The 21,558-nt window shown below is 66.8% G+C and carries 20 protein-coding genes; 10 read left to right on the top strand and 10 right to left on the bottom strand.

Annotated elements, in window-relative coordinates:
* Positions 1-543: 543 nt before the first annotated feature.
* Complete coding sequence (locus ASF44_RS31700) at positions 544-1,128, bottom strand: hypothetical protein (protein ID WP_156374452.1); 585 nt, start codon at positions 1,126-1,128, stop codon at positions 544-546.
* 610 nt (positions 1,129-1,738) lie between these two features.
* On the opposite strand from ASF44_RS31700, the gene ASF44_RS31695 reads away from it, so the two are divergent.
* Genes ASF44_RS31695 through ASF44_RS11175 form a run of 3 tightly spaced genes read left to right on the top strand, consistent with a single transcriptional unit; the run spans position 1,739 to position 4,754 of the window.
* Positions 1,739-2,269, top strand: a complete 531-nt coding sequence (locus tag ASF44_RS31695) for a hypothetical protein (protein WP_156374451.1) — start codon at positions 1,739-1,741, stop codon at positions 2,267-2,269.
* Positions 2,266-3,399 (top strand): hypothetical protein, encoded by a 1,134-nt coding sequence (locus ASF44_RS11180; protein ID WP_056899291.1) that lies wholly within the window; start codon positions 2,266-2,268, stop codon positions 3,397-3,399. The genes ASF44_RS31695 and ASF44_RS11180 overlap by 4 nt, the downstream gene beginning before the upstream one ends.
* Complete coding sequence (locus ASF44_RS11175) at positions 3,396-4,754, top strand: hypothetical protein (protein ID WP_056899290.1); 1,359 nt, start codon at positions 3,396-3,398, stop codon at positions 4,752-4,754. The genes ASF44_RS11180 and ASF44_RS11175 overlap by 4 nt, the downstream gene beginning before the upstream one ends.
* A gap of 525 nt (positions 4,755-5,279) precedes the next feature.
* Here ASF44_RS11175 and ASF44_RS30945 read toward each other — a convergent pair.
* Positions 5,280-6,296 carry an aminoglycoside phosphotransferase family protein gene (locus ASF44_RS30945; RefSeq protein ID WP_156374450.1) on the bottom strand — a complete coding sequence of 339 codons (1,017 nt, stop codon included), beginning with the start codon at positions 6,294-6,296 and terminating at the stop codon, positions 5,280-5,282.
* A gap of 328 nt (positions 6,297-6,624) precedes the next feature.
* On the opposite strand from ASF44_RS30945, the gene pyrF reads away from it, so the two are divergent.
* Positions 6,625-7,350, top strand: a complete 726-nt coding sequence (gene pyrF, locus ASF44_RS30940) for an orotidine-5'-phosphate decarboxylase (protein WP_082524684.1) — start codon at positions 6,625-6,627, stop codon at positions 7,348-7,350.
* A gap of 249 nt (positions 7,351-7,599) precedes the next feature.
* Positions 7,600-8,853, top strand: a complete 1,254-nt coding sequence (locus ASF44_RS11160) for a cation:proton antiporter (protein WP_056899311.1) — start codon at positions 7,600-7,602, stop codon at positions 8,851-8,853.
* A gap of 130 nt (positions 8,854-8,983) precedes the next feature.
* Here ASF44_RS11160 and ASF44_RS33260 read toward each other — a convergent pair whose 3' ends face one another.
* The 8 genes from ASF44_RS33260 to ASF44_RS11120 all read right to left on the bottom strand — a co-directional run bounded on the left by ASF44_RS33260 (position 8,984) and on the right by ASF44_RS11120 (position 17,057).
* Positions 8,984-10,462 (bottom strand): ABC transporter permease, encoded by a 1,479-nt coding sequence (locus tag ASF44_RS33260; RefSeq protein ID WP_369820916.1) that lies wholly within the window; start codon positions 10,460-10,462, stop codon positions 8,984-8,986.
* A 54-nt stretch (positions 10,463-10,516) separates the two neighbouring features.
* Positions 10,517-11,341: a formate dehydrogenase accessory sulfurtransferase FdhD gene (locus ASF44_RS11150; protein WP_056899286.1), complete on the bottom strand. Its 825-nt coding sequence runs from the start codon at positions 11,339-11,341 to the stop codon at positions 10,517-10,519.
* Between the two features lie 77 nt (positions 11,342-11,418).
* Complete coding sequence (locus tag ASF44_RS11145) at positions 11,419-11,793, bottom strand: hypothetical protein (RefSeq protein WP_056899285.1); 375 nt, start codon at positions 11,791-11,793, stop codon at positions 11,419-11,421.
* 31 nt (positions 11,794-11,824) lie between these two features.
* The gene (locus ASF44_RS11140; RefSeq protein ID WP_056899284.1) at positions 11,825-12,970 is read right to left on the bottom strand and encodes a formate dehydrogenase subunit gamma; all 1,146 of its coding nucleotides are present in this window, start codon (positions 12,968-12,970) and stop codon (positions 11,825-11,827) included.
* Positions 12,971-12,993: 23 nt separating this feature from the next.
* The gene (locus ASF44_RS11135; protein ID WP_056899283.1) at positions 12,994-13,227 is read right to left on the bottom strand and encodes a hypothetical protein; all 234 of its coding nucleotides are present in this window, start codon (positions 13,225-13,227) and stop codon (positions 12,994-12,996) included.
* Positions 13,227-13,820, bottom strand: a complete 594-nt coding sequence (gene fdh3B / locus ASF44_RS11130) for a formate dehydrogenase FDH3 subunit beta (protein ID WP_056899282.1) — start codon at positions 13,818-13,820, stop codon at positions 13,227-13,229. Before fdh3B ends, ASF44_RS11135 begins: the two co-directional genes overlap by 1 nt.
* Positions 13,821-13,832: 12 nt before the next feature.
* Positions 13,833-16,808: a formate dehydrogenase subunit alpha gene (locus ASF44_RS11125; RefSeq protein ID WP_056899281.1), complete on the bottom strand. Its 2,976-nt coding sequence runs from the start codon at positions 16,806-16,808 to the stop codon at positions 13,833-13,835.
* Between the two features lie 18 nt (positions 16,809-16,826).
* On the bottom strand, positions 16,827-17,057 hold the full coding sequence (locus tag ASF44_RS11120; protein WP_056899280.1) for a hypothetical protein: 231 nt from the start codon (positions 17,055-17,057) through the stop codon (positions 16,827-16,829).
* A gap of 170 nt (positions 17,058-17,227) precedes the next feature.
* On the opposite strand from ASF44_RS11120, the gene ASF44_RS11115 reads away from it, so the two are divergent.
* The 5 genes from ASF44_RS11115 to mobA are packed head-to-tail and all read left to right on the top strand — an operon-like array spanning position 17,228 to position 21,555.
* The gene (locus ASF44_RS11115; RefSeq protein WP_056899279.1) at positions 17,228-17,719 is read left to right on the top strand and encodes a DUF3305 domain-containing protein; all 492 of its coding nucleotides are present in this window, start codon (positions 17,228-17,230) and stop codon (positions 17,717-17,719) included.
* A gap of 3 nt (positions 17,720-17,722) precedes the next feature.
* Positions 17,723-18,280, top strand: coding sequence for a DUF3306 domain-containing protein (locus ASF44_RS11110; RefSeq protein WP_056899278.1), 558 nt, complete (start codon positions 17,723-17,725; stop codon positions 18,278-18,280).
* On the top strand, positions 18,186-20,357 hold the full coding sequence (locus tag ASF44_RS11105; protein ID WP_082524682.1) for a 4Fe-4S binding protein: 2,172 nt from the start codon (positions 18,186-18,188) through the stop codon (positions 20,355-20,357). Before ASF44_RS11110 ends, ASF44_RS11105 begins: the two co-directional genes overlap by 95 nt.
* Complete coding sequence (locus ASF44_RS11100; RefSeq protein ID WP_056899276.1) at positions 20,354-20,959, top strand: molecular chaperone; 606 nt, start codon at positions 20,354-20,356, stop codon at positions 20,957-20,959. The genes ASF44_RS11105 and ASF44_RS11100 overlap by 4 nt, the downstream gene beginning before the upstream one ends.
* Positions 20,956-21,555 carry a molybdenum cofactor guanylyltransferase MobA gene (gene mobA / locus ASF44_RS11095; protein ID WP_056899275.1) on the top strand — a complete coding sequence of 200 codons (600 nt, stop codon included), beginning with the start codon at positions 20,956-20,958 and terminating at the stop codon, positions 21,553-21,555. Before ASF44_RS11100 ends, mobA begins: the two co-directional genes overlap by 4 nt.
* Positions 21,556-21,558: the final 3 nt, after the last annotated feature.

Here is a 21,558-nt window from a genome sequence, read left to right as displayed (position 1 = left end):
GGGCATGGCGCATCTCCTTCGCGCTGCTCCAGCACGTCGTCGACGTGACTGCCTGACGTTCATCGCCGTCGCCAAGGATGGCACTGGGCGGACTATTACGAACGGACTACAGATGCAATTGAGCCGCGCATGCGTGTCAACTGGTACGCGCCGCCGTGGCGGGTCTGCAGCAGATGCTCGAAGATGGTCGGTCACGACCTGATCAAGGCAAGTGTCATGCTGTGCTGGACCTGACGCCGGCAGGGCCGAGAACAGCGCGAGGTGACTGCCAGATGCCGGCCGCTGCGGCTGATACGGGCCATGGATGCGATCTACTGACGGTGTGGCAAGGACACGACGCGATCAGCATCCAGGTAGATGAGCGCCAGGCATGGCGCAAGCGGCAGGAGCGCATGACGCCGAGCTACGCCAACAATTGCAAGAGGCACGAGTAGCGAGGCCGTAGAAATTTGTCGGATGCGACTTTACTATTACACCGTCATCGGCACATCGTGGCCTCGCCTCGCGGTACGATCAGTTTCGCGGAGCCCAAGGTGCGGTCTTTCAATTGAGAACTTTTGGGACAACGCAGGTCTTGTCATCGCTGAGGAAAGGGTCGCGCTCAATCTCCTTTCCCCGTGCGGCTCCACCCGGCTTGAAAAGGATCATCGGACACAACATCACGGGCTTATTTTTTGCGCCGCAGTCACACATCAACAAGTAGCCTGCATAGTAGTCTTTCGCATCATCATGCTGCAGTCGATACAAACCCTTGTTGATATTTCGACCTCGAAAACTACCGACGATAGTTCCGTCTTTCAGAAAGCCCGTCGACTGCCAGTCCACGGGTTCGTCCTTTGAGTCAACAACTTCCACGAAGGTGACCTGGAAAGCATCAGCCTTGTTCTTAAAGGTCCAAGTCTGCGCCCGCTGCTCATTCGGGACTTGATCCGAAGGCTTGTCCGGATCACGGCCTTCGAACTTTGGGCTTATGTAGCGAACGCTCCACTTTCCCTGAAGGTCGGGGCCGAAGTCAGCATCGCCGAACATCCTTCCTACTCGCTCCACTACTGACGGGCCGTACTCGGGAACAGCCCATTTGATGACCTCGTTGCACCCCACGATGGCCAGGCCGCTGATGGTGGTCAAGCTGAAAAACTTTGCAGCCTTCGCCTTTGTAGAACGAGCTTTTGTGGTGGGGGGCCGCGCCGCAGTAGCATCAGATGGCGCTGCTGGTGAAGCCGTGTCTTGCTGCGGAAGCTTCGAACGGGGTGGTGGACGCGGAGGTTTTGCACTCATCATGCCTTCTCTGCAGCAAAAAGGCGCTCCATGGAGCGCCTCTGGTTAATGCGAGCCTTAAGAAATGTAGGGGCTTAAGAGCACATACGCTGCAGGTCTGAACCCAAACTCGAGCGACTGGAACTATTCATAGTCATTCTCCCGCGTAGTGAGAGCCAAGTACGTCACCAAGATACGCTGCTTGGCTTGACGCCACCGCCGAAAACCCCGGCTGTAGGGCGGAAACGGTAATCACCGTGTACCAGTCTAGATTTTACCACAGGGGTGCAGTCGATTGCAAGTTTTTGCATTCAGTTGCTTCGTGCCCATCACTTATGGGCCTCCTCAAATGTGAGGATGTGTGGCGGCTGGCTACCTTGTCCACTGTCGCCAATCGTTGGTCAGACGACTCGGGTTTGGCAACACTCGACAGCTGTCTGACAGCGAGTCAATGAATACAACAACTTGGGAGAATGGCTTCATGCGAAACATAGCAATGGTCGTGGCCGCGGCCTTCCTATGCACCGGGTGCGCTGGTATTTCAGTGCAGTCGCTGGGGACGTCGGACGACGCTGATCGCAAAGCGCGAGGTTTCCGATACTGGCATCAGGCCCCATTCCTCTTTGTTCGATCAGATGGGCAGGGCGCTCTCTCTGCTGAGATCAAGTGGCTGCCAGACACAACGCAAAAAATGTCCGCGCGGCCTTTTGCCGTTCTGGCTAGCAACGAGTCGAAGCTTGACTTCAGCAACGGGATGCTCACCAAAGCCACGATCAAGGCCAACGAGACGGAAGTCATCAGTGCATCTCTGACTGCCCTTGGCAAAGCCCTCGTGGCGGCCGCCGCAGACGGTTCTGCATCGGCGGCTCCTGGCCGAGTGCCGGTTCCCTATATCTACAAGATCGTCATCGAAGGGGGCAAGTTGAGCTTGCTAGGAGGCCCAGCGATGGACCAAGCCAACACGGCCCCTGCAACTGTCCTCGCGGTCCCCGGCGCAGGAGAACAGAAATGAAACTGCTCTCAACGATCTCGCGGCATGTCGCCTGCGCCGTAGCGGTGGTGGTCATCCAGGGGTGTGCGACCTGGGTCGATGTGGAGAAGTTCAAGTACCCGGTTGACCTCACGAAGCCTGACCAGGTGCCGGCGTCGCAGCAGCAGGGCTTTCGATACACCATGACAGAGCCGTATCTGCTGGTCAAGCCGAAGTCCGACGGAACCGCGACATACGAATGGATCTACCTTCCTGATCGAAACAACGAGTACGTGGTGTCGCCCAAGTCGATCTTCGCGACCTACAAGATGACGATCGAGATTGAGAATGGCTTTTTGACATCTGCGGGCTTTGACGGCACGGCGAATGAGGTGGCCGGCAAGCTCGCTGGCGTCGTCGGGGATGTGAAGGCCGCAGAGACGACTGCCGAGTCGACCGCACAGAAGGCCGCCGATACAGCGGCGAAGACTAAGGCCGCGGCTGACGAGACGGCCTTCAACACCAAACTGGCGGCTGCACAGAAGGCCGTGGCTGACGCTGAGCTCGCGCAAACGAGTGCCAATACCGAGCACGCGTTCTACGAGTTCGGTGCCGGCAAAGATGCGGAGGCGAAGGTGAAGCAGGCTGCCCTGCTCGCCAAGCTGAAAGCGGACGCAACCCTCGACCTGATGAAGACGCGATTGCAGGACGTGTTGGCCAGCAGCAGCGGCGCAAAAGACGACGGGGGTTCTAAGTCAGGCATCAAGATGGCCATGGGACCAGCGTTGTTCAAACTCGTCCAGACCGCGAACTCCGTTTCGCTGGTGCAGGTCGGTACTCAAGGCCTCTTTGAGACTGCTGGTGCGCGAGCCAACCAGGCTGCTCCTACTGGCGCTGCGGCAGTCACCCTCACTTCGAAGAATGTCGCCAAGGTTGGGGCAACAACGGTCGTCGACTTCTCGTCATCTTCGACCATCGCCATCGTCAAGGATGCTGTGCTGACCTTGAACCGGGGAATCGAAACCTATGACAAGTCCAAGGTCGTGTATTCGAACGGAGCGGACAAGCAGTACAAAGCCACGTTCTCCCCCCCTCTGCCCGCCGGCGACTACACGCTGGTGGTCGCGTATGACAAGACCCAGTCGGCGCAGCTAAGTTTCACAGTCAAATGATCTCCTTCGGTCTACGACTGGGGGCCGTCAACGCGGGGCTTTCAGGATTGGACGCGCTGGGTGGCTATGTCGCGGGGCACATCAGGCGAGGGTCAGCCGATGTCATCCAGTTGCAGCCTTCGGGGCTTGTCACGGTGCAGCAGCCCGTCGCGCAAGCGCAGTCCGTAAGCCCGCTTCGGCTGCATCAGGCTCTGGCCCAGGTGCTCGGCAGCACCACGCAGGTTCCGGTCGCGAACATCGGCCTGCTGTTTGCGCACACCTACCAGCCAGAACCGAGCATCTTCGGGCTCATGTTCGATCTGGGCTTCCGCACAAAGGAAGACCCGGCGGTCGAGATGTTCACCAAGGTGCCGCGACAAGGGTGCGTCGTTTTCCTTGGGGCGATCGCTGCGGCCCGATCAGGCAACGAGTACGACAGGCAGGTCGCATTCACCTGCGTGCATGAGGTCGGACATGTGTTCAACCTGATCCACCAGACTTATCCATTGACGTTCATGGCGAGCAGCAAGAGCGACGTCACCTATGACAACGGGGCTTATCTCTTCGGTCAGAACCAAATCAGCTGGCTGAAGCGGTGCGCCACCGATGCCAACGTGACTCCAGGGGGGTCGATTTTTCGGGACTTCGGATTTCAGGACTTGGACGACAAACGGCCTGCCGCGGGCGGCAGATTGGCTCTAACCGTTAGCACGAGCAGCAACGAGTTCCGGCCTATGGAACCCGTCATGCTCAACATCAAGTTGAGTGTTACCGGGCCGGCCGCAGCAGCGATCCCGGCGGAGATCGACCCCGGGTACAAACGCTTTCGGGTTCTAATTCGTGATCCAGATGGCAGCGTACGCCTGTATCGGTCCCCGCTTCGGTTCTGCTCTCAGGCGTCAGTTATCGAGGTCTCCGCCAACAATCCATTCGTGCGAGACCTGCCCCTGTTCGGACAGGCTGGTGGCTATACCTTCAATTCTGCTGGCGTTCATCAGGTATGGGCTGAGTTCGGCGTGACGGGCCGCAGGGTGCTGCGATCGAACGTGTGCGAGGTCGACGTCCTTCCACCGTTTCGAAAGACACCGAAGTGGGCTGAGATCGGCTCGCCGGTCCATGCGCGGACGCTGTTCTACCGGACCGGCCAAATGGATGACCTTTTCGAGCTCGTACATTCTGCGTCATCGGCACCGTCGATAACCAAGGCCATGACGATGTACCTCTGCGCCAAGGCCGCCTTGTCGGCACGTCGCAGGGACCGACAGCGCACTGAGTGGGCCCGTGAACACCTGATGCGTTGCCTCGATCTTGGCGTTCTACCCACCCATCAGCGGTCGCGGGCAGAGCAGGCACTCTCCCGCGTGACAGCCCGGTAACGAAGGGTCGCAGTCTGATTGACTCCAATACTCCCCTGATCGACCCTTGAACAGCTGTGAGTCGGCAAAATTCCCGCCTACTGGTGCGAACTCTGATTGATGTCTTAATGGAATGCCGAACGTTCAATGCGTAGGAATTGATGTCTAACAACGCTGCAAACGCGCCGTCCGCTGACTGCTTTGAGGTGGCCAATTCGTAATCACGGCCAGCCGCAACGGGCGCAAAGCAGTTCGCTCCAGCTTGCCAGCACAGCTTCGTCAAAGGTTTGAGCAGCGTTCGCGAGGGCCGTGGCCCGACTTCGACGATCTATATTTCTGAGCTTAAGATGACTGCCGGTGGGAGCACCTCTCCGACGGACTTTGCACTGCACGCGACGCATAGAAAAATCAAGGACTTGGGCTCCTCAACCTCGACGAACTTTATTTGCTCCAGTCACGGCGGGCGAGTTGTTCTTTGCCATTAATGTCTGAGACAACGCATTAAAGTCCGAGACAACGCAAAACAGTCTGAGACAACTCGCCGACTTACCCCAACAGATCGAAGCAGCGAAGGTCTTCCACAGCCTGCTGAACGCGCGTGAGCTGCGGCCACCAGACGTAGGCCGACATGTTCCTGGCATATCGCGCGATTGGCGTTCGCATGTGCAGGAGCACCGCGAGCCTGTAGTCGTCATGAAGCTGCTCGCGCGGGTAGCCTGTTACCCCGCAGGAGCAGAGCGCTGCGTGGTAGCGGTCCAGCAACGGCGCCTCGAAGCGCTGACGCACGTCGCGGTCCCATTGCACGGCCATCATGTACGCGAGGTCCCAGACGCCGACGCCCACATGCCAACCGTCCCAGTCGATGAGTTTTGGCGTGCCGGTGCCACCGTCCACTGGCAGCATCCAGTTCCAGACGTGCGCATCCCCATGAATGAGTGTCTTGCCCTGGAGCCGATCGGCCCGCTCCACGAGCGCCGGGAAGCCGTTCAGGAATCGTGCATAGGCATCTCGCGTGCCTTCGTTCAAGGCATCGCCGGCCTGCGAAAACAAGCGGGCGCATGCCGCATCCAGCCATTCCGACGTCCGCAGCCGCGCCCATAGAGTCGGGCCAAGGTCAGGCCATGCCTCGTTCCAGCCGGCCGCATGAAACTGCGCCAAGGCTTCTACGATGCCGGCGCTCCGCGCGAACGTTGGTGGCAGGGGGGCAGCGCTGGGGCGCTGATGCGAGCTGGAAAGATCCTCCATCAGCAACCAAGTTCGACCAGTGGCCGCATCCACGCCGCCGCCATAGAACGCTGGAACGACAGGGCAACTCAGGCGTCCCGCGATGCTCTCGTAGAAGGGCAGCTCCGGCTGGCCGAATCCGGGATGAGATGCCTTCAACACAGCATGGGTCGGAGCACAGGTCTGGCGGTCCCATGTCAGCGTCACGCCAACCAAGTCGGAAAGATAGCCGGGCGCATCGATGTCTCTAGGCGCCGCTGACAGCAGGGACACGCCTTGCAGTTGCATGCGCCGTGAAATGCTCTCGGTCAACAGTGCCGGCGCGAGCAGGCGTTCCAAAATCAAACGGTCCAATATGTCCCCTAGATGGCCGGCTGTCGCCCCATCGGGTGGATGGGCTGCGCGCTAAACAACTCCCGGCTTTGGTGTCCCGGACTTTATTCCACTCGCCGGCTTCGTTCTTGTATCCGGCCGGGGCTCGTCTCATGCTTTGACGAACTTCCAGCGTCCCCTTGCTTGGGTTGTCCCGCCTAAAGTCGTCTCGAACATTCTTGGCCGTGAACACAAGTGTTCCGTGCCATTAATGTCTGAGACAACGCATTAAAGTCGGAGTCATGGCAATAAAGTCCGAGACAGACTCGGCGGCCGGCACAACCACCACTGCATCGTGTTCTCACCTGTAATCGTTGCCCTGGATTTTTCCAGTAGTTCCGAGGCCATGGAGCTCAGCGACAAGCTGGGGCCCGCGTGCTCTTCATACAAGGTCGGTCTTCAGTTGCTCACGGAAGCCGGGCCTGCTGTTGTTCGCGAACTCGTTGAGCGCGGGAAAAGCGTGTTTCTTGACCTCAAGCTCCACGAGATCCCCATTTCGGTCGCCGGCGCGGTGCGCGCCGCCGGGAAGCTCGGCGTTGGCATGGTCACCGTCCACGCAAGCGGGGGCTCGGCGGTCATGCGAGCAGCGACTGCAGCAGCGGCTGAATATCCAAACCTCAAGGTTTTGGCGCTCACTGTCATCACCAGCCTCACCGACAGCGAGCTTCCCGAGATCGGCCTCGCCCCTTCGGTACGCCTGCAGGTGGAGCGCTTGGCGCAACTCGCTGCGGATTGCGGCTGTCATGGCGTCGTGGCTTCGGCCCATGAAGCCAGCTATCTCAAGACCCTCCTGCCGCCTGGCATGTTGATCATCACGCCCGGTATTCAGCTCGAAGGAGCCCGCTCTAACGATCAGGAGCGCGTAGCCACACCGGAGTTTGCATGCCAGGCTGGGGCAACACACGTTGTCATTGGCCGCTCCATCACTCAAGCATCGAACCCGCAGGCAGCCTTTGTCTCCGCAATGGCGGGCATGGCAGGGCCAGTAGGGTCGAGCGGGACATCGGATCCGCTGCGCTGAACAACTCCCGCCGCGCGCTGCAGCCTCAAACTTCGATGCGCAACGCAGTTGCCCGAAATGGCCGAGGCACTACTTGTCTCAGACTTCGCCGGGTCCGTGGATGGTGGTAGCAGCGCGGCCCACGAGCGCGGGGCGTCTCCGACATCAATGGCACGGAACAGCAAGTGCTGCCCGCAGTCCGGCAGAACATCCAAGGCAGCAGCCCCCGGCACAATGGCTGAGCCCCGCATGGCCAGCCAAGGATTTCGCGTGCCGACCAGCCAACTCTCCGTCTACTTCTTCCTCCAGATCGCCGTCATCATCGCCAGCGCCCAGCTGGTAGGCGGCCTTGCAAGGCGTTTGGGCCAGCCCCAGGTGGTCGGCGAGATGGTCGCCGGTGTGCTGCTGGGGCCTTCGCTGTTCGGCTGGCTCTGGCCACAGGCACAGCAGGCGCTGTTTCCCAAGGAGACGCTGGGCATGCTCTACGTGGGCGCACAGCTTGGCGTGGGGCTGTACATGTTCCTCGTGGGCACGGAGTTCCAGGCCGGGCATTTCCGCGGGCGGCTGCGCAGCGCGGCCTCGGTGTCGCTGGCCGGCGTGCTGGTGCCCTTCCTGCTGGCCTTCGCCCTGGTGCCGGCGTTGCACGACGTTCCCGGCCTGTTCGCCGCGCGCGTGCAGCCGCTGGAGGCCTCCCTGTTCCTCGGTGCGGCCATTGCGATCACGGCCTTCCCGATGCTGGCCCGCATCATCCACGAGCGCGGCCTGACCGGCACTTCGCTCGGCACGCTGGCCTTGACGGCGGGCGCGGTGGACGATGCGCTGGCCTGGTGCATCCTGGCCGTGGTGCTGGCCAGCTTCGGCGGTTCCTGGGGTGGCGCCTGGCTGGCCATCGGCGGCGGGGCCGCCTACGCGCTGTTCATGGTGTTCGTGGGCTCGCGGCTGCTGCGCCGGCTCGGCAGCGGGCTGCAGGCCGGCATGCCGGTGGGCAGCGCCTCGCTGGCCATCGTGCTGGTGTTGTTTGCGCTCAGCGCGTTCGCCATGGACGCCATCGGCATCCATGCCGTGTTCGGCGGCTTCCTGCTCGGCGCCTGCATGCCGCGCGGCGTGTTCGTGCACAAGCTGCGCGAGCAGCTGCAGCCCTTCGTCGTGGTGTTCCTGCTGCCGATGTTCTTCACCTACTCGGGGCTCAACACGCGCCTGGACGTGCTGTTCGATCCCGCGATCGGCGTCGCCGCCCTGGCCATCCTGGCGGCATCGTTCGGCGGCAAGGGCGTGGCCTGCTGGGCGGCCGCACGGCTGGCCGGAGAGCCGCCACGCGATGCGCTGGCGATCGGGGCGCTCATGAACGCGCGCGGCCTCATGGAGTTGATCATCATCAACATCGGCCTGCAGGCCGGCGTCATCCTGCCGGGGCTGTTCGCCATCCTGGTGCTGATGGCCATCGCATCGACGCTGCTGGCCACGCCGGCGTTCAACTGGGCGATGCGTGCCGGTGGCAAGGTGTCCGGCGGCGCCGCCGCATAGCGGCACCGAGCCAGCGCTTGTCCATGCTTGCGAGGGGCGGCCCGTCGCGGTGCTTGTCCGGCATGTCGTCTACCTCTTGCAGCCCGTGGCGCTCGCGCATCCGGGCGGGGCCGGTCCGCGGCGGCACGCCTCAGCGCCAGCCCAGTTCGCCCAGCAGGAACCGGGCCGCGTCGGGCGGCAGAGGCTCGCCGTCGAAGAACTGCGCCACAGGGCGCTCCACCACCAGCCGCCCGCCCTGCAGATAGGCCACGCGCGTGGCCAGCCGCCTGGCCTGGCCGAGGTTGTGGGTGCTCATGACGAGCGTGACGCCACCCGCGGCAAGCGCCTGCACCAGTGTCTCGATCTCGCGCTGCGCGCCCGGATCGAGGCTGGCGGTGGGCTCGTCCAGGAACAGGATGTCCGGCTGCAGGCTCCATGCCCTTGCCAGCCCCAGGCGCTGCTGCTGGCCGCCCGACAAGGCGCGGGCCGGCCGGTGGGCCTCGGCCAGCAGCCCGACGCGCGCCAGTGCACCATGGCAGCGTGCGTGGCGCTCGGCCGCAGGCACGCCGGCCAGCCACAGGCCGATCCACACATTGCGCCAGACCGAAAGGCGCAGGAGGAACGGGCGCTGGAACACCATGGCGGCGCGCGGCAGGCGGCCCTCGGGCTGCAGCGCCAGGCGCTCGCAGCGGCCAGCGCAAGGCAGCACGCCGTGCAGCGCCTGCAGCAGCGTGGTCTTGCCCGAGGCGTTGGCGCCGACCAGCACCAGGCAGTCACCGCGCCGCAGCGTCAGCGAGGCCTCGCGCAGCGCCACGACCTGGCCGTACCGGACGGAGATGTGCTCGGCCACGAGCACGGGCGTGGCCTGTGCCGCGGGCGCTGCCGGCCCGTCGACCGCAGGCGGTGGCGGGGTTGGCGTGGGTGCTGGTGCAATGCCCGGTGCCGCGCGGCTGCCCAGCCACTGCAGCAAGCCGATGGCGCCGTTGACGGCCCCCACCACGGCCAGCAGCACGCAGCCCAGCGCCAATGCCAGGCCCAGGTCGCCCTTGCTGGTCTCCAGCGCAATGGTGGTGGTCATCACGCGCGTGACGCCGGCGATGTTGCCGCCCACGATCATCACCGCGCCGACCTCGGCGATGGCCCGGGCAAACGCCGTCAGCAGCACGGTGGCCACGCCGACGCGGTCGTGCACCAGCATCAGCAGGGCGGCGGTGAACGGCCGCGCGCCCAGCGAGCGCAACTGCTCGCCCCCTTCGGCCAGCGCGGCGAGGACCAGCCGGCGCGAGAGGGCCGCGATCAGCGGCGTGACCAGCACGCTCTGGGCCACGACCATGGCGGTGGGCGTGAAGAGGATGCCCAGCTCCCCAAGCGGGCCGGAGCGCGACAGCAGCAGGTACACCAGCAGGCCCACCACCACGGCCGGCAGCGCCAGCAGCGTGTTGACCAGCCAGACCAGCAGCGCATGGCCGGGCACGCGCGCCACCGCGAGCCACGTTCCCAGCAGCAGGCCGGCCACGGCACCGACGGCCGTCGCCGTGGCGCTGACGCGGAGCGAGAGCGCCGTGATGCCCAGGAGTTCGGGATCGGCCTGGGCGACAAGTTGCCAGGCCAGCGCCCAGCTGTCGGTCATGGTGTGCATCGCGGGGCCGCATTGTCGGCGCAGCCGCGCAGTGCCCGGCTGCGCTCAGGCGGACGTGGGCGGCGCCGCCTGTGGCTCGGCGTCGAAGCGCTCGAAGCCCGTGTAGCACAGGAAGTGGCGGTTGGCCGCGCGGCCGAACAGGCACATGCCCAGGCGCGTGGCCAGGTCGTGGCCCATGGCGGTGACGCCGTTGCGCGAGACCACGATGGGCACGCCCATCTGCGCGGCCTTGATCACCATCTCGCTGGTGAGCCTGCCGGTGGTGAAGAAGACCTTGTCGGCACCGCCGACCCCGTGCACCAGCATCCAGCCCGCGATGGTGTCAATGGCGTTGTGCCGACCGACATCCTCGGCAAACACCAGCATGCGCGCGCCGTCGAAGAGCGCGCAGCCATGTACCGAGCCGGCGCGGCGGTGGACCGTGTCGCGCTGCTTCAGGCTGTCCATCAGCGCGTACAGCTGGCGCTGCGTGATGCGGGCGGCCTGTGCGTCGGGCAACTGCATGCCGTCGAGCGCGCCCATGGCCTCGCCGAACACCGTGCCCTGGCCGCAGCCGGTGGTGACGATGCGGTGCGCCGTGCGGGCTTCCAGGTCGGCCAGCCCCGCGCGCGTGCGGACGGCGGCGGCGTCGACCTCCCAATCGACGCTGATGGACGCCACATCGTCGAGGCGGCCGACCAGGCGCTGGTTGAGCAGGTAGCCCAGCACCAGCAGCTCGGGCTTCGCGCCCAGCGTCATCAGGGTCACGAGTTCGCGCTTGTCGACGAACACGGTCAGCGGGCGCTCGGCGGGGATCTCGATGCCGCGGCGCACGCCATGCTGGTCCACGATCTCGATGCTGCGCAGCAACGGCGCACCCGCATGCGTCATGCGTGGGGCGCCCGCGAGCGGGGTGTGGTCCGGGCTGGCTTCGAACCCGGCCGCGCCTGGCGGGAGATCCGCGGCGTTCAGGGCTTGGATCCCGGCGCCGCAGGCTGCGTGGTGTTGTGTGGCGTGGCCGCCGTCTGCGGCGGCGAATGTGCGCCAGCGGCCTCGATGGGCTTGGGCTCGGGCGGGATGTAGTTGAACTGGCCCGGGTCGCTGCAGGGCGGCGTCGGCGTCGCCTGCACCGCCTTGCCCTCGGCGCGTACACGTTGGAGGTAGCCGGCGGCCACGCGGTCCATCGACTGGCACAGCTGGTAGGCGGCCACCTTGTCGGACCAGGCCGTCTTGGCGGCGGCTTCGGCCGCCTTGGCCTTGGCCTCGTCCGACAGCGCAGGCAGCTTGGCAGCGGCGCTGCCGGCCACGAGGGCAAGGGCCAGCAGGGCGGTGTGGGCTTTCATGGGGAATCTCCGGATGCTGTGGCTGCGCCGTTCACGCCTCGCGGGCCTGGCGCATGGGCTCCTGCGGCGCCGAGGTGCCCGAGCGCTGCGCGGGGATCTTGCCGGCCCGGATGTCCTCGTACCACAGCGCGTGGTGTTCCTGGGCCCAGTCTTCGCTGACGTAGCCGTTGCGCATGGCCTTGTAGGCGCCGCGCATGCCGATGGTGCCCAGGTAGATGTGGCCGAAGAAGGCGCACATCATCAGCACCGCGCCGGTGGCGTGGAACATGTGGGCGACCTGCATGGTGCCGCGCGTGTAGGCCAGGCTGGGCACCAACTGGTCCAGCACCAGGCCGGACGCCACGACGGTCAGGCCCAGCACGAACACGCCGCCCCAGAAGATGCCCTTCTCGCCAGCGTTGAAGCGGTGCGATGGCACCTCGTGGCCAGAGAACATGCCGCCCGCCTTCTTGACCCAGGTCCAGTCCTCCGCGCGCGGCAGGTTGTCCTTCAGGAAGGTGAAGATGATGACCAGCAGCGACACGGCGAACAGCGGGCCGACGAAGTTGTGCAGCGTCTTGAGCCCATACGTGACGAGGCCGAAGACCGTGTGCCCCATCCACGGCAGCAGCAGGAACTTGCCGAAGGCCATGACCACGCCGGAGATGCCCAGCAACACGAACGCGATGGCGTTGAGCCAGTGGGCCGAGCGCTCGAAGGGCGTGAAGCGCTCGATGCGCCGCAGCCCACCTTCCGCATGGGCGTGCCCGATGGTGCCGCGGCCGAAATAGAACAGCGCGATGGCCACCAGCGCGATCAGCATCAGCGAACCGCCATAGGGAATGATCAGGCGGTTGCGCACCTGCCGCCAGGACTCGCCGGCCGTGGCGTAGTCGGCGCCGGGGTAGCGCTCGAAGCGCTGGATCAGCACGCCCTTCTCGATGCCGGGGATGTTGGTCACGCCCTCGACCTCGCCCGAGTTGCGCACCCCGCGCCAGAAGGGCGCGTTGTTGCCCGGCTGGGACTTGGCGCGCGCCGCATTGCTGTCGTCGGGCTTCGGCTCGGCCGGCGCCACGAAGCCGGCCGGCGGGCCATTCGGGGCCGGCGCGGTGGCCGGCTCCGGAGCCGGGGCCTGTGCCCAGGCGCCGGCGGCGCCCAGCAGGCCGATGGCGATCCAGCGAGAGAACACCAGTTTCATGGTCGGGGCCTCCGCATGGGTGGTCAGGGCAGCCGCGTGTACTCGTTCTGGCCGCGGTTGCGCTGCTTGATCTGCTCGTCCCAGCTGGCCTGGTCGCCCGGCTTCCAGCCAGGCGCGGTGAAGCCCGTCTGCGGGCCGTTCCATGCCGGCGTGCTGTTGCCATGGCTGGTGCCCGCGTGCTGCGGCTTCTCGCCGCAGGCGGTCAGCAGCAAGGCGGCTGCGGCCAGCGCCGCGCAGGAGATGGGTGCGCGTGCCATCACTTGCCTGGCTTTCCGTAGGCGGTGCCCCAGCCCCAGACCTCGCTGCCCTTGCCACGGTGCAGCACGCGGGTGCGGAAGATGTCGGCCACCACATCGCCGTCGCCGCCCAGCAGGGCCTTGGTCGAGCACATCTCGGCGCAGGCCGGCAGCTTGCCTTCGGACAGCCGGTTGCGGCCGTACTTCTCGTTCTCGGCCGCGCTGCCGTGCTCCTCGGGGCCGCCGGCGCAGAAGGTGCACTTGTCCATCTTGCCGCGCAGGCCGAAGGCGCCGTTGCTCGGGAACTGCGGCGCACCGAACGGGCAGGCATAGCTGCAGTAGCCGCAGCCGATGCACACGTCCTTGTCGTGCAGCACCACGCCCTCGTCGGTGCGGTAGAAGCAGTCGACCGGGCACACCGCCATGCAAGGTGCGTCGCTGCAGTGCATGCAGGCCACCGAGATGCTCTTCTCGCCCGGCTGGCCGTCGCCCAGCGTCACCACGCGGCGGCGGTTCACGCCCCAGGGGACATCGTTCTCGGCCTTGCAGGCGGTGACGCAGCCGTTGCATTCGATGCAGCGTTCCGAATCGCAGATGAATTTCATGCGTGCCATGCTGGGGTCTCCTTATGCGGCCTTCTCGATCTGGCACACGGTGGTCTTGGTTTCCTGCATCATCGTGACGCTGTCGTAGCCGTAGGTGGTGGCGGTGTTGATCGCCTCGCCCCGCACGATGGGCATCGCGCCCTCGGGGTAGTACTTGGCCAGGTCGATGCCGCCCCAACGGCCCGAGAAGTGGAAGGGCAGGAACACGGTGCCCGCGTCCACGCGCTCGGTGACCATGGCGCGCACCTTCAGGCCCTTGAAGTCGGGCAGCGCGGCCATCGGCGGGGTCTTGACCCAGACGTGGTCGCCGTTGCGGATGCCGCGGTCGTTGGCGGCGCGCGGGTTGATCTCGACGAACATCTCCTGCTGCAGCTCGGCCAGCCAGGGGTTGGAGCGGGTCTCCTCGCCGCCGCCCTCGTACTCGACCAGCCGGCCCGAGGTCATGACCAGCGGGAAGGTCTTGCCGATGTCCTTGTTCTGCTCCTGCACGGTCTTGTAGAGCGTGGGCAGGCGCCAGAAGGTCTTCTTGTCGTCGTGGGTCGGGTACTTGGCGACGAGGTCGGCGCGCGTGCTGTACAGCGGTTCGCGGTGCTGCGGAATCGGGTCGGGAAAGTTCCAGACCACGGCGCGCGCCTTGGCGTTGCCGAACGGGTGGCAGCCATGGTTCTTCATGGTCACGCGGATGATGGCACCGGTGGGGTCGGTCTTCCAGTTCTTGCCCTCGGCGGCCTTCTGCTCGGCCTCGCTGAGCTCGCCCCACCAGCCCAGCTTCTTGAGCAGCAGGTGGTCGAACTCGGGGTAGCCGGTGGTGAGGTCCGCGCCCTTGCTGTGCGAACCGTCGGCGGCCAGCAGCGAGACGCCCTCGCGCTCCACGCCGAAGTTCGCGCGGAAGTTGCCCCCGCCGTCCATCACGTGCTGGCTGGTGTCGTACAGGTTGGCCGTGCCGGGGTGCTTCATCTCGGGCGTGCCCCAGCAGGGCCAGGGCAGGCCGAAGTAGTCGCCGTCCAGCACGTAGCCGGTCTCCTTGTCGATGCCGCCCTTGGCGCGCAAGGTCTTCACGTCGAAGACGTTCATGTTGCGCATGTGCGCCTTCAGCCGCTCGGGGCTCTGGCCGGTGTAGCCGATGGTCCAGACGCACTTGTTGATCTCGCGCAGGATGTCCTCGGGCACGGGCTCGTCCATGCCCTTGACCTTCTGCAGCTTGTAGTTCTTGACCAGTTCCTTGCCGAAGCTCAGCTTCTCGGCCAGCTGGTACATGATCATGTGGTCGCTGCGGCTCTCCCACAGCGGCTCGATGACCTTCTCGCGCCACTGCACCGAGCGGTTCGAGGCCGTGCACGAGCCGCTGGTCTCGAACTGCGTGGTCGCCGGCAGCAGGTAGACGGCGCGGTTGGGGTTCAGGTCGCCGGCCTTGCCGGGCATGGCCGCCATCGCGGCCGTGGCGCTCGGGAACGGGTCGACCACGACCAGCAGGTCGAGCTTGTCCAGCGCCGTCTTCATCTCCAGGCCGCGCGTCTGCGAGTTGGGCGCATGGCCCCAGAACACCAGGCCGCGCAGGTTGCTGTCCTGGTCGATCAGTTCGTTCTTCTCGAGCACGCCGTCGATCCAGCGCGACACCGTCATGCCGGGCTTGGTCATCATGCCGGGCGCGTACTGCTGCTTGATCCACTCGAAGTCCACGCCCCAGGTGGCGGCGAAGTGCTTGAACGAACCCTCGGCCAGGCCGTAGTAGCCGGGCAGCGAATCGGGGTTGGGGCCGACGTCGGTGGCGCCCTGCACGTTGTCGTGGCCGCGGAAGATGTTGGCGCCGCCGCCCGACTTGCCGATGTTGCCCAGCGCCAGTTGCAGGATGCACGAGGCGCGCACCATGGCGTTGCCGATGGTGTGCTGCGTCTGCCCCATGCACCACACCAGCGTGCTGGGCCGGTTCTCGGCCATGATCCTGGCGACCTTGAGCGTGGTGGCCTCGTCGACGCCGCAGACCTCCTGCACCTTGTCCGGCGTCCACTTGGCGAGCACCTCGTCGCGCACCTGCTGCATGCCGTAGACGCGGTCCTCGAGGTACTTCTTGTCTTCCCAGCCGTTCTTGAACACCTGGTACAGCACGCCGAACACGAAGGCGATGTCGGTGCCCGAGCGGATGCGCACGTACTCGTCGGCCTTGGCCGCCGTGCGCGTGAATCGCGGATCGACCACGATCACCTTGCAGCCCGTCTCCTTGGCGTGCAGCAGGTGCAGCATCGACACCGGGTGCGCCTCGGCCGCGTTGGAGCCGATGTACAGCGCCGCCTTGGCGTTCTGCATGTCGTTGTAGGAGTTGGTCATCGCGCCATACCCCCAGGTGTTGGCGACGCCCGCCACCGTGGTGCTGTGGCAGATGCGCGCCTGGTGGTCGGTGTTGTTGCTGCCCCAGAACGACAGCCACTTGCGCAGCAGGTAGGCCTGCTCGTTGTTGTGCTTGGACGAGCCGACGATGAAGATGGAATCGGGGCCGCTGGCCTTCTTGAGCTCCAGCAGCTTGGCGCTGACCTCGCTCAGCGCCTGGTCCCAGCCGATGCGCTCGTACTTGCCGTTGACGAGCTTCATCGGGTACTTCAAGCGGAACTCGCCATGCCCGTGCTCGCGCAGCGCCGCGCCCTTGGCGCAATGTGCGCCCATGTTGATGGGCGAGTCGAACACCGGCTCCTGGCGCACCCACACGCCGTTCTCGACCACGGCATCGACGGCGCAGCCCACCGAGCAGTGGCCGCAGACGGTGCGCTTGACCTCGACCTTGCCCTTGCCCGTGGCCGGGGCTTCCGCCGCGGCCTCGACCTTCTTGACCAGGGTCAGCTGCGATGCCGCGATGCCGGCGCCGACACCCAGGCCGGAGCGGCGCAGGAAGGCCCGGCGGTCGATGGTGGGCACGGCATGCGCGAGTCCGCGCGCCAGGTGCGTCACCAGGCCGGAGGACACCGGGGCCGCGGGACCGGGATGGGACTTGCGGGTGAGCAACATGGCTGGGTCCTCGCGTGCTCAGACCCTGGCGGTCTGGTAGTAGCGCTTGACGTGCTCCGTCAGCTGGTAGCCGCTGGTGGCCGGCGGCGTGGTGGACGGGACGGAAGGTGCCGGGCTCGCCTGGCGAGCCACGCCCGGCAGGACTGCGGCGGCCGTGGCGGCTGCGCCCGCGACGCCGGCACCGGCGAACACGGTGCGGCGCGACAGGGCATGCTGGCGCGTATCGCGCGAAGGGTTTGGCTTGGACATCTGGCTAACCTCTTTCCGGCACGGTCGCCGGCGCGGCATACATATTACCGAGCAAGCATAAGCGGGGCCGCTATTCCCCCATGCTCGGGATTGCCCCCATCTGTGGTGCCCGGGGAGCGAGGGCTAAACTGCCCCGAACAAGCCGCCCAGCGGCGCGGAGTTGCCCCACGGTGTTCTCGAGCGATAGCCCCCCCAGCCTGCGCGTTGCCGTGCGCATCGACCGCCTGCGCGAGCCCAGCCGCTGGGAGGATTGGCGCTTTCGCATCGCCGAGGTCGTGCTCGACGACGGGGGCTTCGGCAACGCCCCCCGGCTGCTGCGCGACGACGGCCAGTGCGCCCAATGGCTGTTCCCCGACCTGCCCGTGACGCTGTTCCGCGACGAGGCCGAGGGCTACTACCTCAACCTCAGTTCGGGCACGCCGGTGTGGTTCGTGATGTGGCGCACCGACCACGCCGACCCTTCGCGGGCATGGCCCGAGATCGTGACGCTCTCCTACAACGAGGCGGGCCGCTGGCTCGACGCGCAGGAGCGGGTCGACAACTGCCCGCTCGATGAAAGCGTGCGCGCGGCGCTGCAGGATTTCGTCAACGCCCACTACCGCCCCGAACCCAAGCGGCGCAAGCGCCCGGCCTCGTTCGTGGCGCCCGAAGCGCGGCGCTGAGCCATGGCGCAGGACAGCGGCTTTCTCTCGCGCTGGTCGCGCCGCAAGGTGCAGGCGCGGCAGGATGCGGTGCCGGCCGATGCACCGGTGCCCGTGCCCGCCGCCGTGCCCGTGGTGTCCGCCGGTGCGCAGCCGGCGCCCGCCGAGGCGCCGGCAGAACGCGCCGCGCCGCCGCTCCCCACGCTGGACGACGTGACGCAGCTGACGCGCGACTCCGACTTCTCGCGCTTCGTCGCGCCCGAGGTCAGCGGCGAGGTGCGCAACGCCGCGCTCAAGAAGCTGTTCAGCGATCCGCACTTCAACGTGATGGATGGGCTGGACACCTACATCGACGACTACAACAAGCCCGACCCCCTGCCCGCAGCCATGCTGCGCCAGATGGCGCAGGCCGCCTACCTCGGCCTGGTCCAGCCCGAGCCCCAAGCCGAACAGGCCGGCACCCCGGCGGCCGCGACGGAACCCCACGATGAAGACCCTGATCTGCGATTGCAATCGCACCATGACCCTGGACCGCCCGGCGCTGAGCCGGGCGCTGGCGGCGACGCCAGGGGCCAGTGCTGACGGCATCCACGAAGCCCATTCGGTGTTGTGCCGGCGCGAGGCGCCGGCCTTCCAGCGCGCCGCGAAATCCGGCGAAGACCTGCTGGTCGGCTGCACCCAGGAAAGCCGCCTGTTCCTGGAGCTGGCCGGCCAGACCGAGGGCGCACCCTCGGTGGACGAGCGCCCCATCCGCTTCTTCAACCTGCGCGAGACCGGCGGCTGGTCGCGCGATGGCGCGCAGGCCACCCCCAAGCTGGCCGCGCTGATCGCCGCGGCCCAGCTGCCGCCGCCCGAACCGGTCGCGACGGTGGGCTACCGCTCGGCCGGGCGCTGCCTCGTGGTGGGGCCGGGCGAGCGCGCCGAGGCCGCGGCCGCGCTGCTCGGCGACGCGCTGGACCTCACCTTGCTGGTCGACCGCGGCGAGCTGGCCCAGGCGCACGAGCGCGTCGTGCTGCGGGGCCGCCTCACGCGCCTGGCGGGTTGGCTGGGCGCCTTCGAGGCGGGCTGGGACAGCGCCAACCCGATCGACCTGGACCTGTGCACGCGCTGCAATTCCTGCATCGCGGCCTGCCCCGAGGGCGCCATCGACTTCGGCTACCAGGTCGACCTGGCGCGCTGCACGGCGCACCGCGACTGCGTGGCCGCCTGCCATGCCGCCGGCGCGATCGACTTCGAACGCGGCGCGCGCAGCGAAGAGGGCCGCTTCGACCTCGTGCTGGACCTCGGCGACACGCCGGCCCTGGCCATGCACCAGCCGCCGCAGGGCTACTTCCACGTGCCGCCGGCCATGCCGCTCGCGCAGGCCGTGCTGCAGCTGCGCGCGCTGGTCGGCGAGTTCGAGAAACCCAAGTTCTTCCGCTACGAGCAGCGGCTGTGCGCCCATACCCGCAACCAGCAGATCGGCTGCTCGGCCTGCATCGACGTGTGCTCGGCCCAGGCCATCCGTTCCGACGCCTCGCTCAAGGGCAAGACCGCGGCGCGCGGGCGCGGCAGCGTTGGCCACCCCACCGCGGGCATCGTGGTCGAGCCGCACCTGTGCGTGGGCTGCGGCGCCTGCAGCACCGTCTGCCCCAGCGGCGCACTGGGCTTTGCCTACCCATCGCCGGCCGACCTGGGCAAGCGCGTGCGCACGCTGCTGCGCACCTATGCCGCGGCCGGGGGGCGCGACGCCGCGCTGCTGCTGCACAGCCAGGAAGAGGGCAGCGCCCGCATCGGCGCGCTGGGCCGCGCGGCCAGCACGGGCCGGGCGCGTGGCGTGCCGGCGCGCGTGCTGCCGCTGGCGCTGTGGCACAGCGCCAGCGTGGGTCTGGATGTCTGGCTGGCCGCCTTCGCCCAGGGCGCCAACCAGGTCTGGGTGCTGACCGGCACGACCGAGGCGCCGCAGTACCTGCAGGCGCTGGCCGACCAGATGGCGCAGGCCCAGGCCATCGTGCATGGCCTGGGCTACGCGGGCACGCACTTCCGCCTGGTGCAGGCCGGCGACATGGCCGCGCTGGACGAGGCCCTGCGTGCGCCCCCGGCCCAGGGCGTGGCCCAGGCCGCCAGCTTCGTGGTCCAGCCCGACAAGCGCAACACGCTCGAGCTGGCGCTGGCCCACCTGCAGGCGCACCGGCCGCAGGCCGCGGCCATGCCCGAGGCCATCGCGCTGCCCACGCGCGGCGCGCTGTACGGCAGCCTGCGCATCGATGCGGCCAAGTGCACGCTGTGCCTGGCCTGCGTGGGGGCCTGCCCGTCGCAGGCACTGTCCGACAACCCCGAGCAGCCGCAGATCCGGTTCACCGAGAAGAGCTGCGTGCAGTGCGGCCTGTGCCAGACCACCTGCCCGGAGGATGCGATCCGCCTCGAGCCGCGCTTGCTCACCGCCGATGGCGGCCGCGCGCGTGCCCAGGCACGGGTGCTGCACGAGGCCCAGCCCTTCCACTGCGTGCGCTGCGCCAAGCCGTTCGGCACGCTGCGCGCCATCGAGACCATGCTTGCCAAGCTGGCCGGCCATGCGGCGTTCCAGGGTGCGGCGGCCGAGCGGCTCAAGATGTGCAGCGACTGCCGCGTCGTCGACATGTATTCCAATCCCAACGAACAACGCATCACCGACCTGTGACCACCGAGACCTTCAGCGAAGAAATCGCGCGCGCCGAGCTCTACGGCCTGTTGGCCCGCCTGTGGCTCGCGCCGCCGGACGAGGGTCTGCTGGCCCAGTTCCAGCACGCCGTGACCGAGGCACCGGAGCCCGGCAGCTTCCTCGAAGGCCCCTGGCAGGACTTGGTCGCGCAGATGCGCGCCACCACGCCTGCGTCCGGCCAGGAGGAGTTCGCCGCGCTGTTCCAGGGCGTCGGCAAGCCCGAGGTGTTCGCCTATGCCTCGTTCTACCTCGCGGGCTTCGTCAACGAGAAGCCGCTGGCCCGGCTGCGCGAGGATCTCGCGGCGCTGGGCCTCACGCGCGATGCCGCGCAGTTCGAGACCGAGGACCATGTGTCCTACGTGCTGGAAGTCATGCGCTACCTGATCGCGGGCGAGGGCGTCGCGGCAGGCGATCTGGCACGGCAGCGCCGCTTCTTCCGCGCCCACGTGCAGCCCTGGATCGAACCGCTGTGCCAGGCCGTGGATGCCCAGTCCGCGGCCCGGCTGTGGCGCGCCATCGCGGCCATGACACTGGCCTTCGTCCAGGTCGAGACGCAGGCCTTCGACCTCATCGAGACATGAACACCATCGCACGCGAAGACATCACCGGCCTGGTGCTGGCCGGCGGCCGCGGCAGCCGCATGGGCGGCGTCGACAAGGGGCTGCAGAACCACCGCGGCCTGCCGCTGGCGCTGCACGCCTTGCTGCGGCTGCAACCCCAGGTCGGCATGAGCATGCTCAGCGCCAACCGCAACCTGTCGGCCTACGAGGCCATGGGCGCGCCGGTCTGGCCCGATTCGGTGGAAGGCTATGCCGGCCCGCTGGCCGGCCTGCTGACGGGCCTGGAGCATGCCGAGACGCCGTGGCTGGTCACGGTGCCCTGCGACACGCCGCAGTTCCCCACCGACTTCGTCGAACGCCTGGCCGCGGCCGCCGCGTCGCAGGACGCCGAGATCGCCATGGTGGCCACGCAGGAGGAGGGCCAGCTGCGGGCCCAGCCGGTGTTTTGCCTGCTGCGCACCGACCTGGTCGAGAGCCTGGTGGCCTTCCTGCACGCGGGCGAGCGCAAGTTCGACAAGTGGGCCAGCCGGCACCGCAAGGTCGAGGTGCCGTTCGACGATGCGGCCGCCTTCTTCAACGCCAACACGGTGCAGGAGCTGCAGCAGCTGCAGCGCTGAGCC

Origin of the sequence: Pseudorhodoferax sp. Leaf274 (assembly GCF_001422445.1) — a bacterium.
Taxonomy (GTDB): domain Bacteria; phylum Pseudomonadota; class Gammaproteobacteria; order Burkholderiales; family Burkholderiaceae_C; genus Pseudorhodoferax.
The sequence above is the reverse complement of the archived record's forward strand: the minus strand, read 5'-3'. Positions and strand labels throughout refer to the sequence as shown.